We start from the raw sequence: 13,234 nt of genomic DNA, 5'->3' as shown, positions 1-13,234 counted from the left end.
TCAGACGCCGCGTCCGAGCAGGGATCGGAGCCGCGCGAGGTCGACCGGCTCGACGAGGACGGCCAGCTCGCGGCGCACCCACCAGTCGCCCGTGCGCCGCCGCTCGTCGCGCGTCGTGTACCGGTAGCGGAACAACCTCGCCCGCACCCAGCGCGGTGCCGGGCCGGCGGGGTCGTCCGCGAACGGGTCGGCACGCAGGAGCCGCAGGGTCGCGGGATCGGCCTCCAGGAGGCGCAGGAGCAGCACCTCGAACCAGCGCACCCCCGGCGACCCGAGCGCGAGGAACCACATCTGCCAGTCCAGGCGCAGGTGGTACGGCGCAACCTGCGGGGGCCGGCGCGACACGTCACCCGGCTTCCCGGGGAACGCGTACTCCACCCAGTCGTCCGGGCCGGGCGAACGCGCCGTCGAGCCCTCCAGCACGACCTCGTCGCGCCGCCGCGACACCGACCCGAACGCGCCGTACGCGTTGACCAGCCGGAACGGCTCGAAGCTCGCGTTCATCAGCTGGCGCCGCGCGACCAGGTTGAGCGCGGGGCGCACGCTCAGCACGAGCAGCAACGCCGTCACCGCCAGGACGACCACCGCCAGGGCCGGAGGACCTCCCGCCCCGCCCGCGCCGTCGGGCACCGAACCGCTGCCGAGCGCCGGGAGCAGCCACGACCCCAGCGCCGCCCACGACCCGTCGCTCACCACGGCGAGCCCCAGCACGATCGTCAGCCAGTTCAGCCACGCGAAGTTCCCCGTGACCACGAGCCACGCCTGCGTCAGCACGACGACGCCGCCCGCGACGCTCGCGAACGGCTGCGGGAGAAACACCGCGAACGGCAGCACGAGCTGCGTCACGTGGTTCCCCGCAACCTCGACCCGGTGCCACCACCGCGGCAGGTGGTGCGCGTGCCACGAGAACGGCCCCGGCAGAGGCTGCGTCTCGTGGTGGTAGTACAGCGCCGTGAGGTCGCGCCACACGCGGTCACCACGGATCTTGATGAGCCCCGCGCCGAGCTCCACGCGGAACAGGCACCACCGCGCGAGCAGCAGCACGAGCAGCGGGGGAGCGGCGCCGTCTCCCGACGAACCCAGGAACGCCACGAGGAACGTCACCTCGCACAGCAACGACTCCCACCCGAACCCGTAGAACCGCTGCCCCACGTTCACCACCGACAGGTACACCGCCCACAGGGCGAGGAACGCGAGCATCACCACCCACCACGGCCCGCGCTGCGGCAGCCCCACCACGAGCAGCGCCGACAGCACGACCCCGCACCACCCGAGGCCCACGACGAACCGGTCCGAGCACCGCCACCGCAGCACGCTCGGGCCCTCGCGCCACGACGTCCGCGCCACGTACGGCGCCACCGGCAGCAGCCCCCGCTCGCCCAGCAACGGCCGCCACTGACGCACCACCACGAGGAACGCCACCACGAGCACCGCCGCGACGCCCCGCTGCAGCACCTCGCGCGCGACGTCGTAGTCGCCCGCCCAGAACCAGGACCCCGGCCAGCCCACCCCACCACCGTAGGCGTGTGACCGGCGTTACACCCCACGCACGAGGGCGCCCACGCGGCCACCCACCTAGCATCGGTCGCATGAGCAGCCAGGGCCTCACCGAGTCACAGGACCGCATGCGCGACGCCGGCGTGGCAACCGCCGCGATCGACGTCTTCACCCGCTTCTACCGGCTCCTCGAGTCCGGCGAGACCGGGATGATCCCCGAGGCCGACGTCGAACCCCTCACCGACGTCACCCGCCACGCCGACCTCTCCGTCCCCGACGACGACGCCCGCGCCGCCCTCGAACGCACCGCCGTCATCAAGCTCAACGGCGGCCTCGGCACCTCCATGGGCATGGACCGCGCCAAGTCCCTCCTCACCGTCCGCGACACCGACCCCCAGCGCTCCGCCGAGGGCGACCACCCCCTCACCTTCCTCGACGTCATCGTCGGCCAGGTCCGCGCCGCCCGCCGCCGCACCGGCGCCCGCCTCCCGCTGCTCCTCATGAACAGCTTCCGCACCCAGGCCGACACCCTCGCCGCCCTCGCCCCCTACGACGACCTGCCCGTCGCCGACCTTCCCCTCGACTTCCTCCAGAACCGCGAGCCCAAGCTCCTCGCGACCGACCTCACGCCCGTCGACTGGCCCGCCGACCCCGAGCTCGAGTGGTGCCCCCCGGGCCACGGCGACCTCTACACCGCCCTCTACGCATCCGGCGCCCTCCGCGCCCTCCTCGATTCCGGCTACCGCTACGCCAGCGTCTCCAACTCCGACAACCTCGGGGCCGCCCCCGACGCCCAGATGGCCGGCTGGTTCGCCTCCACAGGCGCCCCCTTCGCCGCCGAGGTCGCCCGCCGCACCCCCGCCGACCGCAAGGGCGGGCACCTCGTCGTCCGCCGCAGCGACGGCCGCATCGTCCTGCGCGAGACCGCCCAGACCCCGAAGGCTGACGAGGACGCCGCGAGCGACATCACCCGTCACCGGTACTTCAACACCAACAACCTCTGGTTCGACCTCGAGGCGCTCGCGGCCGAGCTGGAGCGGACCGGGGGCGTGCTCGAGCTCCCGCTGATCCGCAACACGAAGACCGTCGACCCGACCGACGCGGGATCGCCGGAGGTCGTCCAGATCGAGTCCGCGATGGGCGCCGCGGTCGAGGTGTTCGACGACGCCGTCGCGATCGAGGTCGACCGCTCCCGCTTCCTGCCGGTCAAGACGACGAACGACCTCCTCGTGCTCCGCTCCGACGTCTACGACCTCGACGACGCCTACCGGTTCGTCGCGCGCACCGACGCGCCGCTCGTGGACCTGGACCCCGCGTTCTACAAGACGATCGCCGGCTTCGACGTGCGCTTCGACGACGGCACCCCGTCCCTGCGCTCTGCGCGTTCCCTGACGGTGCGTGGCGACTGGACGTTCGGGTCGGGCGTCACCGTGACCGGCGACGCCGAGCTCGCCGACCCGGGCGGCGCGTCCCGTGTGCCCGACGGCGCCGTCGTCGGCCCCGACGGAGTGAGCGACTGACGCCGACGGAGTCTGCAGTTCGTCAGGTTGCGCCCGCGTTCCCATCGATGCTCGGGTCGGGTCGGGCTGCTTGTGGTCGGGTCCGCGGGTGGGGCGGCGTCGGTGCTCGGGCTGGGTTGGGCGGTCCGTGGTCGGGCCGCGTGCGGGGCGGCGTCGGTGCTCGGGCTGGGTTGGGCGGTCCGTGGTCGGGCCGCGTGCGGGGCGGCGTCGGTGCTCGGGCTGTCCGCGCCGTCACCGTGGTCTGTCGGGCGTGGGGCTGGGGAGCGCGGCCTTGACGCCCTTCGCATCCGACGCCGCCCCGCCCGCTCAGCCACCACCTCACCCCGGCGGGTGCCCGGGCCGGGCCCGCCGAAGTAGAACCGTGGTCGCGCGAAGTAGAACCGTGGTCTGCCGAAGGTGAACTGTGGTCTGCCGAGGTAGAACCGTGGTCCAGCGATGGCGATGGCGATGGCGGGAGCGGGCAGTGCCGAGCCGGGCGAGGCGGTGCTAGCTGCGCTCGGCCGACCATGCGGCCCCGGCCGGTCGAGCATGCGGTTGTCGCCCGTCAGGCGCCAAGGACGAGCCACTACGACATGCTCGGCGCAGCACCCGGTGGCGGTCGCCCGGGTGCGCGATGGCCAGGGCGCGACGATGCCGGGAGGGGTGGGTGGGGGCGCCACGTCGTGGTCGGGCCTGGCGGGAGCCGCGAGGAACGAGCGGCGGATGGTAGACGCGGCGCCCCCACCCACCCCGACACCCCAGGCGACCGACCGCCATCGGCCCCAGGAACCACGGTTCTACCTCGGCCGACCAGAGTTCTACCTCGCGCGACCACGGTTCTACCTCGGCCGGCCACGGTTCTACCTCGGGGCGAGAGACCAGTCAGGATGGGAGGTCGACGATGCGGCTGTCGCCGCGGTGTGCGATCAGGGTGCCCGAGGTCGCGGCGGCGAGGTCGGCGTCGAGCCGGTCGAGCTCGTCCGGCGGCACGAGGACGGTGAACGTCGCCTCGAGGCCATACGCGACGCCCTCGAGCGCGGCATCGTGCCGGGCGCACCAGTCGGCGAGGACGCCGTGCAGGCGGCCGGCGTCGGCGTGCGGGACGGTGACCGTGACGACCGTGCGCGCGTCGCGGCGTACGAGGCGCGCGACGTCGAGCGCCTCGCTGACGGCCGACGAGTAGGCGCGCACGAGGCCTCCGGCACCGAGGAGCACGCCGCCGAAGTAGCGCGTCACGACGGCGACGACGTCCGTGACGTGCCGGTGCCGGAGCACCTCGAGCATGGGGATGCCCGCGGTGCCGGAGGGCTCGCCGTCGTCGGTGGAGCGCTGCTGCTCGGCATACGTGCCGACGACGAGCGCGACGCAGTGGTGCCTCGCGTCCCAGTGTGCCTTGCGCACTCGCGCGACGACGGCGTCCGCCTCGGCCACGGACGCGACAGGTGCGAGGTGGGCGAGGAACCGGGACTTCTTGACGACGAGCTCGTGGTCGACGGGCGCGGCGATCGTGCCGTGCAGCTCGCCGGTGCCTGCGCTCGTGCTCATCCCGTCGAGCCTAGCCGCGAGACGGCAGCCTCCCGCCCTCGCGAGAGAGCGACGTACCGCGTCGCGGAACCGGGGTTCCGTGCGGTACGTCGCTCTCTGGGTGTCCCCGGTCAGTCCGTGCCGGACTCCATCGCCGCACGGTCGAGCAGCTCTTCGTCGTCGCCCTCCGCCTTGCCGCGCGAGGCGATGACCTCAGCGCCGCCGGCGGGCATCGCACCGATGAGGGCCGCGTGGTCCGTCCCGACGATCCCGATGCCGGCGTACTGCTCGAGCTTCGCGCGCGAGTCGGCGATGTCGAGGTTGCGCATCGTGAGCTGACCGATCCGGTCCATGGGGCCGAAGGCGGAGTCCTCGGTGCGCTCCATCGAGAGCTTGTCGGGGTGGTAGCTGAACGCGGGGCCGGTCGTGTCGAGGATCGAGTAGTCCTCGCCGCGGCGCAGGCGCAGCGTCACCTCGCCGGTGACCGCGGTGCTGACCCAGCGCTGGAGCGACTCGCGGATCATGAGCGCCTGCGGGTCGAGCCAGCGGCCCTCGTACATGAGGCGGCCGAGGCGTCGGCCCTCGACGTGGTACTGGGCGAGGGTGTCCTCGTTGTGGATCGCGTTGACGAGGCGCTCGTACGCGGCGTGCAGCAGTGCCATGCCGGGCGCCTCGTAGATGCCGCGGCTCTTGGCCTCGATGATGCGGTTCTCGATCTGGTCCGACATGCCCAGGCCGTGGCGGCCGCCGATCGCGTTCGCCTCCTGGACCAGCGCGACGGCCGACTCGAACTCGCGCCCGTTGATCGTCGCCGGACGACCCTGGACGAAGCCGATGGTGACGTCCTCGGTCGCGATCTCGATCTCGGGGTCCCAGAACCGCACGCCCATGATCGGCTCGACGGTCTCGACGCCGGTGTCGAGGTGCTCGAGCGTCTTCGCCTCGTGGGTCGCGCCCCAGATGTTGGCGTCGGTCGAGTACGCCTTCTCGGTGCTGTCGCGGTAGGGGAGGTCGTGGGCGAGCAGCCACTCCGACATCTCCTTGCGGCCGCCGAGCTCGGCGACGAAGTCGGCGTCGAGCCACGGCTTGTAGATGCGCAGGTGCGGGTTGGCGAGCAGGCCGTAGCGGTAGAACCGCTCGATGTCGTTGCCCTTGAACGTCGAGCCGTCGCCCCAGATCTGCACGTCGTCCTCGTGCATCGCCCGGACGAGCAGCGTCCCGGTGACGGCCCGGCCCAGGGGAGTGGTGTTGAAGTAGGCGCGCCCGCCGGAGCGGATGTGGAACGCGCCGCACGCGAGGGCGGCGAGACCCTCCTCGACGAGGGCGGCACGGCAGTCCACGAGCCGTGCGATCTCGGCGCCGTAGGCCGTCGCGCGGCCGGGGACCGAGGCGATGTCGGGCTCGTCGTACTGGCCGATGTCGGCGGTGTAGGTGCACGGCACGGCGCCCTTGTCGCGCATCCAGGCGACGGCGACGGAGGTGTCGAGGCCGCCGGAGAACGCGATACCGACGCGCTCGCCGGCGGGGAGGGAGGTGAGGACCTTGGACATAGATGAAGTATGCGTCATCGCGCATAGGTATTCAATTTCGCTGGTGGATCCTCGGCCGGCGCTCGGTCCCGACCGTCCACACTCGGCGCGTCGTCGCACTAAAAGTGTGCCAAGCGCGTACCTTCTCCCCATGGTCACCGCGGAGACAGCCTCGACGCCGAACCAGGACACACCGGGCCACGAGCAGGCACCTGCACCCCGGTACCCGCGCCCTACGGTGTCGCTCGACGAGGCGGAGTGGGTGTGGCGGCTGCTGGCGACGGAGGCGATGGCTGCGGCGGCGAAACCGGAGACGGTTCGCCTTGCCGTGATCGCGGGTCTCACGCGCGCGACCGGGGCGCGCTACGGCGACCTGCTGCGGTGCACGGTCGACGCGATCGACCTCGGGCCGGCGACGGCGCGAGCGGGGGAGGGGAGCGTCGTGCTCACGCACGGCAAGCACCGCACGGTCCGGGAGCACGTGCTCAGCGCGAGCGTCGTCGTCGTGCTGCGGCGCTGGATGGCGGAGCGCGAGGAGCTCGCTGCCGGCCTCGAGGGTTCGGTGCCGCGTGCGCTCCTGCTCACGGTGCACCACACGCACGACAACGGGGTCACGGTCTCCAGCGGGCTGCCGATCACGCGGCAGGGCCTGGTCCTGTCCTGGAGGCGGTTCGTGCACCGCACCAACGCACGCTACGGGGGAGTTCGGTCGCCGTTGCCCACGAGGTTCGAGCAGGTGCGACGCGCGTGGGTCGAGGCGTCGGCGCCGGAGGGGCTCCCTGCCGGTGGGGGAGCGGTCGGTCCAGGGCTCGGGGCCGACGCCGCGCGGGACGCCGTCCTCGCCGCCGAGCTCATCGATCAGGGAACGGCGAGAGCGGTCGAAGGCGCCGAGGGGTGACCCGACCGGCCGAGCCGCGCCGCGGACGGTGCAGGACGTCGTCGGACACCCGAAATTAATAGTGTGCCAAGCGCATGCTACCAATATCACCACCGCGAAGAGCTCACCACCAGCCCAGACACACAGGAGGCCCGGCGCGGCGATCGCGTCGGGCCTCCCGGTGCGGGGGGAGCGGCCGTGCTACGGCTGCCCGGCGGCCGCGTCCTCGGCCTTCTTCGCCGCGCCCGTCTCGGTGCTGGCGCCGGCGGTGGAGAGGTCCCCGCCGGTCGACTCGAGGTGGGCGCGCACGAACCAGTGGAAGAGCTCGAGGTCGTGCAGGTGCCCGATGAGGAGGTCGTTCGTGACGTCGTCGAGCTCCTCGGTCGCGGTCGCCGCCTCGCGGTGGGCGGTGATGACCCCGACGTACACCTCGTCGAGCGCTCCCAGGTGCGCGATCGTCGACGCGCGGCCGAGCGAGTAGTCCTCCCAGGTGCGCCCGGCGACGAGCGCGCCCGGCGTGCCTTGAGGCGAGACACCGAGGGTCGCGATGCGCTCCGCGACCGCGTCGACCATGTCCCGCACGGCGTCGACCTGGGGGTCGATCATCTCGTGCACGGCGATGAAGTGCGGTCCGACGACGTTCCAGTGGATGTGCTTGAGCGTGAGCTGGAGGTCGTTCAGCGCGTGGAGACGCTCCTGGAGGATCCCGGCGAGCTTCGCCCCCTCCTCGGGCGTGAGCGACGGGACGGTGTACTTCGGCAGTTTCGGGCGAGCAGCCATGTGGGGCCTCCTCGGGTCGGTGCGCACGCCGCGACGGCGGCGGACGGGGCCGTCGGCCCCGTCCCCGCCATCGTCGTCCGCTCGTCACGTGTTCGCAGGACGAGCAGCCGGTCGTCAGATCGTCCGGGGCGCCCGCGCGAGGTTGGCACGCAGCTCGTCGGCATCCTGCACGGCGACGTACGCGGGTCGGTCGCGCTCCACGCGCCACGACTCGTCGAGGGGGCTGGTGTCGACCGTGTCGAAGCCGAGCTCGTCGTAGAACGCGGTCACCCAGGCCACGGCGTGGGCGTGGTCGCTCGCCGTGGCGAGGGCGCGGCGTCGCGGGGTGCCCGACGGCGTCCCGGTCGTGGTGATGTCCGCGGCGGTGATGTGGTTGAACGCCTTGACGACCTTCGAGGTCGCCAGGTGATCCTGCAGAAGCCCGGACGACGTGGCCTCGCCACGGTCGATCGCCTCGACGTGCCCGTCCCGCTCCCAGTAGTAGTTGTTCGTGTCGAGCACGATCTTGTCGGCCAGGGGCTCGACCGGGATCTCGCGGTAGGCGTGGAACGGTACCGTCACGACGGCGACGTCGGCCGCGAGCGCGGCGTCGTGGGCGGTCGCGGCGCGGGCGCGGGGGCCGAGCTCCTCGACGAGAGCGGTGAGGGTCTCGGGTCCTCGCGAGTTCGCGATGACCACGTCGTAGCCGCGCGCGACCGCAGCGCGCGCGATCTGGGAGCCGATGTTGCCTGCGCCGATGATTCCGAGTGTCGTCATGGTCGCGTCAACGCAGGTGCGAGCGTCGTATTCCGGCTGCGGGGGCCGAGCGGACCACGTCGGCGGGCGTCAGACCGTGCGCAGGCTCTCGGCGTGGACCCCGGCGACCGCGGCCGCGACGAACGCGGCCGGGTCCTGGTCGAGGCCGCGGCCCATCGTGGACAGACGCACCGGCGCCTGGCGCAGCGCGGCGAGAAGATCGAGGCCGGCGGGCACGTCGACGAGGCGGTGGCGGCCGACCGGACCGGCGAGCGTCGCGGCCTGCTCGGCGACGCGGCGCGTGAGGTCGGCTCCCCACCCGTCCAGGTCCTCGACCTCGGGCGTCGGTACCGGGACGGGGACGTCGCTCGCCGCGAGCGCCACACGGCCGTACGCGGTGAGGGAGTGGTGGGAGACGCCGAGGTGGCGGTCGCGGGCGTCGGCGCCGGAGACGCGGAGCGACGCGACGGGGGTTCCGCCTAGCGTGGCGACGGCGTTGAGCGCCTCGCCTGCGGCGACGCCGGAGAACCCCCATCGGGTGCCGGTGCCGAGGTTGCCGGGTCCTTGGGCGACGACGACGAGGTCGGCGCCGGCGACGTGGCGGGCGGCGAGGAGGCCGGTGTGGACGGTGACGGCCTCGAGGTCGCCGCCGAAGGCCTGTCCGACGGTGAGGCAGGTGTCGATCCACCCGGTGTCGCGCAGGGTCGCGACGGTGCGCGAGAAGGTGGCGGGCAGTGCGCCGCCGTCGGTCATGACGTACGCGATGCGGGGGGCGGGGCGGTCCGCGAGCGCCGCGGCGTGCCGGGCGCCGGCGACGACGGCGGGGAGCGCGGAGTGCAGGTCGGCGACGACGACGGGGGTGCCGGCGAGGTCGTCGGCGTCGCGCAGGGTGTCGTGGTGGGGGGACTCCTGCTCGTCGACGCCGAGGACGAGGGCTTGCAGGGGGGTGTAGCGGGCCTTGACGAGATGTCCGGGGCCGGGCGCGGGGTCGGGGGGCAGCGGGGTTCCGGGGAGGGCGGGCCCGACGACGAGGGCGTACCCGCCGGTGCCGAGCCCGCGCGCGAGGGCGGAGACGTTGAGCAGAACGGAGTCGCCGGGGGCGGGGGTGCCGACGAGGTCGGTGTACGCGAGGGCGCGCACGGTGTCGGCAGTCTCGGCGCCGGTGGCGCGCGGTCCGGGGAGCGGGTCGTGGAGGCGGACGCGCAGCTCCTGCGCTCCGGGCCAGGCCGCTGCGTGCGACACCACGGTCGCCGTTCGCCAGGTGATCACGCGGCACACCCTATCGACCGTCTAGCGTGGTGCCCGATGTCCGAGTCCTCGCTCCCGTCCGCGTCGTCCTCCGCGACCAATCCTGCGACCCGTCTGCTCAACCTCGTGATCGCGCTCGTGAACACGAACGCGTCGATGACGAAGCAGCAGATCCGCACGAGTGTCGCGGGATATGCCGACGCGCCCTCTCCCGACGCCTTCGAACGGATGTTCGAGCGCGACAAGGACACGTTGCGCGAGCTGGGCATCCCGATCGTGACGGTCGACGCGGGCGGGCACGCGGACGAGGTGGGGTACCGGATCGACCAGGACGCGTACGCGCTGCCCACGGTGGACCTGACACCGGCGGAGCTGGGGGTGCTGGCCCTGGCGGCACAGTTCTGGCAGGACAAGACGTTGCGGACGGACATCTCGCGCGCGCTGACGAAGCTGCGTGCGGCGGGCGCGGGGGAGACGGCGATGGACGCGGTGGCGGGTCTCGCGCCGCGGGTTCGTCCGGTGGGGGACGCCTACGCGACCCTCATCGACGCGATCTCGGCTCGGCGTGCGGTGTCGTTCACGTACCGGGCGGCGAGCACGGGCGAGGTGCGGGCGCGGCGCGTGCAGCCGTGGCGCATCGCGGCGCGTCGCGGCGGCTGGTACCTGGTGGGCCTGGACCTGGACCGAGAGGCGCCGCGGTCGTACCGGCTGAGCCGGGTGGAGGGCAAGGTGCGGGCGTCCGGGCCGCGCGACGCGTTCGAGGTTCCCGACGACGTGGACGTCGACGCGCTGCTCGGCGCGCGGGATGCCGGTGGTGTCGCGCGGCTCGCGGTCGTGCCGGAGCGTGCGGGGGCGCTGCGTGCGCGCGGCTCGGTCGTGGGCTCCCTCCCGGACCGGCGAGCGGGTGACGGCGCAGGCCGGGACGTGCTGGAGGTTCCGTACGACGTGCGGTACGCCCTCGCGGACGAGGTGGTGGGGTACGGCGACGCTGTCCTGGTGCTGGGTCCGCCCGACCTGCGGGACGCCGTCGTGCGGCGGCTGCGGGCCGCGGCGGGGCTGGGCCTGCAGGGGCCGGGTTCGACAGAGGCCGCGAGCGCCGACGGGGCGACGGAGGTGGGGGAGCGTGGCTGAGCGTGCGGACGACCGGCTGGTGCGCCTGCTGGGGATCGTCGCGTACCTGGACGGTGCGGGCCCGGTCCCGGTGGGTGAGCTGGCCCGGCACTTCGGGGTGAGCGAGCGGCAGGTGCTCGACGACGTCGACGCGCTGTGGGTGTCGGGCACGCCGGGGTACTGGCCGGACGACCTCATCGACTTCGACGCGGACTCGATCGAGCGGGGCGTGGTGCGGCTGACGGAGGCGCGGGGGATGACGCGTCCGCTGCGGCTGGGCACGCGCGAGGCGGTCGCGCTCGTCGCGGCGCTGCGGGCCATGCGGGAGACGGCGGCGGTGCAGGCGGACCCGGAGCGTGCGGGCGTCGTGGAGTCGGTCCTGCGCAAGCTCACCGACGCGACGGGGGAGGCGGCGGCCGCGCTCGACGTGCGGCTCGCGCCCGAGGGCGACCCGCGGGTCGTCGCGGCGATCACGAGCTCGCTCGTCGCCGGCCACCGCCTGCGCATCCGGTACGTGACCGCGGCCGACGAGGAGTCGGAGCGCGAGATCGACCCCGTCACGCTGCACACGCAGGACGAGCACGCGTACCTCCTCGCGTGGTGCCACCGGTCACGGGGGCGCCGCACGTTCCGCGTGGACCGCATCCTCGCGGCCACGGAGCTCGACGTGCCCGTCGAGGAGCACGACGTCGACCCCGACGTCGACTTCACGCCCACGGGCGACGCGCCGCTCGCGACCATCACGTTCGCGAGCCCGGCGCGCGCCGTCGCCGAGCAGGTGCCGGTCGAGTCGGTGCGCAACCTGCCCGACGGCGCGTTCGAGGTGCGCCTGCGGGTCACCAACCCGGTGTGGCTGCGCCAGCTCCTCACCGAGCGGGCCCGGCACGTGCTGGCCGTCGAGCCGGCTTCGGTCGCGCAGGACGTGCGCGAGGCGGCGGCCGCCGCGCTCGCCGCGTACGACTCCCTGCCGCCGTCCTGACCCCGCTGCCGGTCGCCGGGTGGTTAGGGTGAGCGGCATGTGGTTCTGGATCTGGACGGCGCTCGTCGTGGGCACGCTCGTGGGCGCGCTCTTCCTGGCGCGTCACCTGTGGCGGTCGGCGAAGGCGCTGGGACGCGAGCTCTCGCGTGCCTCGCGTGCGGCGGCCGAGATGAGCGCGCGTGCCGACGAGCTGTCGCGGCAGCTCGCGCAGGCGCAGCCGTCCACCGCCCCGACGCTGTTCGACGACCCGGTCGTGCTGCAGGAGCGGGTCGACGTGCTCCGTGCGGAGAGGGTCGAGCGCCGGGAGGAACGGCGCCGCCGGGACGAGCAGGTGTGGTCCCGCTGGCGCCGGTTCAACGCGTAGACTCGGCCGCGTAGCGCTGTCCCCTCGAGGAGGAGTTAGCCCATGGGCATGCTCAAGCCCTGGCACATCATCGTGCTGGTCGTCGTCATCCTGCTCCTGTTCGGGGCGCGCCGGCTGCCGGACCTCGCCAAGAGCGTCGGGCAGTCCCTGAAGATCTTCAAGAGCGAGGTCAAGGACCTGCGCGACGACGACGAGCCGAGGTCCACGACGACCGGCGACACCGCCACCGGGTCCGCCGCGCCGACCGTGACCGGAACGTCCGCGACCGGAGGGACGACGTCGCCCGTCCAGGACGACACCTCGAAGGGATAGTCGGTGTCACGTTCTTCCCGTGACGCCGAGGGGCGGATGCCGCTCCGCGAGCACCTCCTGGAGCTGCGCAAGCGTCTCTTCCTCGCTGCGTGCGGTCTCGTCGTCGGTGCGGCCGTCGGGTGGTTCCTGTACGAGCCGCTCCTGGCGGCGCTGCAGGAGCCGCTGAAGACCGCGGCCGAGGAGCAGGGCAAGGTCATCAGCCTGAACTTCTCCGGCCTGGCCTCTGCGCTCGACATGAAGGTCAAGGTCTCCCTCTTCCTCGGCGTGATCGTCACGTGTCCGTGGTGGCTCTACCAGCTGTGGGCGTTCATCACGCCCGGGCTCACGCGGCGCGAGCGCCGGTACGCGTTCGCGTTCCTCGGCGCGTCGGTCCCGCTGTTCGTGGGCGGTGCGCTGCTCGCGTGGTGGGTCCTGCCGCACGCGGTCGACATCCTCGCGGGCTTCGTCCCGGACGACGCCACCAACCTCGCCGACGCGCAGGGGTACCTGAGCTTCGTCATGCGGCTCGTCCTCGCGTTCGGCATCGCGTTCGTGCTGCCGGTCGTGCTCGTCGCCCTGAACTTCACCGGGATGCTGCGTGCGTCCGCCATGGGCAAGGGATGGCGGTGGGCGGTGCTCATCGCGTTCGTGTTCGCCGCCGTGATGACGCCTACGCCGGACGCCCTGACGATGATCTTCGTCGCGCTGCCCATCTGCGGCCTGTACTTCGCCGCGCTCGGCATCAGCTACCTCCACGACCGTCGCGTCGACAAGCGCGACGCCGCGCGGCTCGCCCTGTGA

12 protein-coding genes and 1 pseudogene are annotated in these 13,234 nt (G+C 73.1%); 7 read left to right on the top strand and 6 right to left on the bottom strand.

The genetic code is table 11. From position 1 onward, the window contains the following. On the bottom strand, nt 1-1,509 hold the full coding sequence (locus ACMXGY_RS10820) for a lipase maturation factor family protein (protein WP_483772999.1): 1,509 nt from the start codon (nt 1,507-1,509) through the stop codon (nt 1-3). An 80-nt stretch (nt 1,510-1,589) separates the two neighbouring features. Here ACMXGY_RS10820 and ACMXGY_RS10815 point away from each other — a divergent pair, with 80 nt between their 5' ends. Continuing rightward, nucleotides 1,590-3,017 (top strand): UTP--glucose-1-phosphate uridylyltransferase, encoded by a 1,428-nt coding sequence (locus ACMXGY_RS10815; RefSeq protein WP_483772998.1) that lies wholly within the window; start codon nt 1,590-1,592, stop codon nt 3,015-3,017. Nucleotides 3,018-3,878: 861 nt separating this feature from the next. Here the strand turns inward: ACMXGY_RS10815 and ACMXGY_RS10810 are convergent. Continuing rightward, nucleotides 3,879-4,541: an IMPACT family protein gene (locus ACMXGY_RS10810; protein WP_483772997.1), complete on the bottom strand. Its 663-nt coding sequence runs from the start codon at nt 4,539-4,541 to the stop codon at nt 3,879-3,881. Between the two features lie 110 nt (nt 4,542-4,651). After that, nucleotides 4,652-6,070 carry an argininosuccinate synthase gene (gene argG / locus ACMXGY_RS10805; RefSeq protein WP_483772996.1) on the bottom strand — a complete coding sequence of 473 codons (1,419 nt, stop codon included), beginning with the start codon at nt 6,068-6,070 and terminating at the stop codon, nt 4,652-4,654. A gap of 130 nt (nt 6,071-6,200) precedes the next feature. Here argG and ACMXGY_RS10800 point away from each other — a divergent pair, with 130 nt between their 5' ends. After that, entirely contained in the window at nt 6,201-6,947 is a 747-nt protein-coding gene (locus ACMXGY_RS10800) for a tyrosine-type recombinase/integrase (protein ID WP_483772995.1), read from the top strand. Between the two features lie 180 nt (nt 6,948-7,127). Here the strand turns inward: ACMXGY_RS10800 and ACMXGY_RS10795 are convergent, their stop codons facing one another. The 3 genes and pseudogenes from ACMXGY_RS10795 to ACMXGY_RS10785 form a co-directional block, all read right to left on the bottom strand. Continuing rightward, nucleotides 7,128-7,706: a Dps family protein gene (locus ACMXGY_RS10795; RefSeq protein WP_483772994.1), complete on the bottom strand. Its 579-nt coding sequence runs from the start codon at nt 7,704-7,706 to the stop codon at nt 7,128-7,130. Between the two features lie 114 nt (nt 7,707-7,820). Then, nucleotides 7,821-8,474, bottom strand: a pseudogene (locus tag ACMXGY_RS10790) (NADPH-dependent F420 reductase); the annotation flags it as partial. 57 nt (nt 8,475-8,531) lie between these two features. Next, entirely contained in the window at nt 8,532-9,710 is a 1,179-nt protein-coding gene (locus ACMXGY_RS10785; protein WP_483772993.1) for a DUF3866 family protein, read from the bottom strand. 36 nt (nt 9,711-9,746) lie between these two features. On the opposite strand from ACMXGY_RS10785, the gene ACMXGY_RS10780 reads away from it, so the two are divergent. From ACMXGY_RS10780 to tatC, 5 genes are read left to right on the top strand one after another with little or no spacing between them, the layout of a single operon-like run. Then, nucleotides 9,747-10,820 (top strand): helix-turn-helix transcriptional regulator, encoded by a 1,074-nt coding sequence (locus ACMXGY_RS10780; RefSeq protein WP_483772992.1) that lies wholly within the window; start codon nt 9,747-9,749, stop codon nt 10,818-10,820. After that, nucleotides 10,813-11,778, top strand: a complete 966-nt coding sequence (locus ACMXGY_RS10775) for a helix-turn-helix transcriptional regulator (RefSeq protein WP_483772991.1) — start codon at nt 10,813-10,815, stop codon at nt 11,776-11,778. The genes ACMXGY_RS10780 and ACMXGY_RS10775 overlap by 8 nt, the downstream gene beginning before the upstream one ends. Before the next feature lie 37 nt (nt 11,779-11,815). Next, nucleotides 11,816-12,142: a hypothetical protein gene (locus ACMXGY_RS10770; protein ID WP_483776847.1), complete on the top strand. Its 327-nt coding sequence runs from the start codon at nt 11,816-11,818 to the stop codon at nt 12,140-12,142. Between the two features lie 42 nt (nt 12,143-12,184). Continuing rightward, nucleotides 12,185-12,454 (top strand): Sec-independent protein translocase subunit TatA, encoded by a 270-nt coding sequence (gene tatA / locus ACMXGY_RS10765; RefSeq protein WP_483772990.1) that lies wholly within the window; start codon nt 12,185-12,187, stop codon nt 12,452-12,454. 36 nt (nt 12,455-12,490) lie between these two features. Continuing rightward, nucleotides 12,491-13,234 carry a twin-arginine translocase subunit TatC gene (gene tatC / locus ACMXGY_RS10760; RefSeq protein ID WP_483776846.1) on the top strand — a complete coding sequence of 248 codons (744 nt, stop codon included), beginning with the start codon at nt 12,491-12,493 and terminating at the stop codon, nt 13,232-13,234.

It is taken from the genome of Cellulosimicrobium sp. G4 BAM 1002, assembly GCF_057126935.1.
Note: the sequence above shows the minus strand (reverse complement) of the source record. Positions and strands in the feature narration are given on the sequence as shown.

What these genes read in the sequence shown, in the direction of transcription:
- ACMXGY_RS10815 (WP_483772998.1), top strand. Translation starts at nt 1,590, where the DNA reads ATGAGCAGCCAGGGCCTCACCGAGTCACAGGACCGCATGCGCGACGCC.
- ACMXGY_RS10810 (WP_483772997.1), bottom strand. Translation starts at nt 4,541, where the DNA reads ATGAGCACGAGCGCAGGCACCGGCGAGCTGCACGGCACGATCGCCGCG.
- argG (WP_483772996.1), bottom strand. Translation starts at nt 6,070, where the DNA reads ATGTCCAAGGTCCTCACCTCCCTCCCCGCCGGCGAGCGCGTCGGTATC.
- ACMXGY_RS10800 (WP_483772995.1), top strand. Translation starts at nt 6,201, where the DNA reads ATGGTCACCGCGGAGACAGCCTCGACGCCGAACCAGGACACACCGGGC.
- ACMXGY_RS10795 (WP_483772994.1), bottom strand. Translation starts at nt 7,706, where the DNA reads ATGGCTGCTCGCCCGAAACTGCCGAAGTACACCGTCCCGTCGCTCACG.
- ACMXGY_RS10780 (WP_483772992.1), top strand. Translation starts at nt 9,747, where the DNA reads ATGTCCGAGTCCTCGCTCCCGTCCGCGTCGTCCTCCGCGACCAATCCT.
- ACMXGY_RS10770 (WP_483776847.1), top strand. Translation starts at nt 11,816, where the DNA reads ATGTGGTTCTGGATCTGGACGGCGCTCGTCGTGGGCACGCTCGTGGGC.
- tatA (WP_483772990.1), top strand. Translation starts at nt 12,185, where the DNA reads ATGGGCATGCTCAAGCCCTGGCACATCATCGTGCTGGTCGTCGTCATC.
- tatC (WP_483776846.1), top strand. Translation starts at nt 12,491, where the DNA reads ATGCCGCTCCGCGAGCACCTCCTGGAGCTGCGCAAGCGTCTCTTCCTC.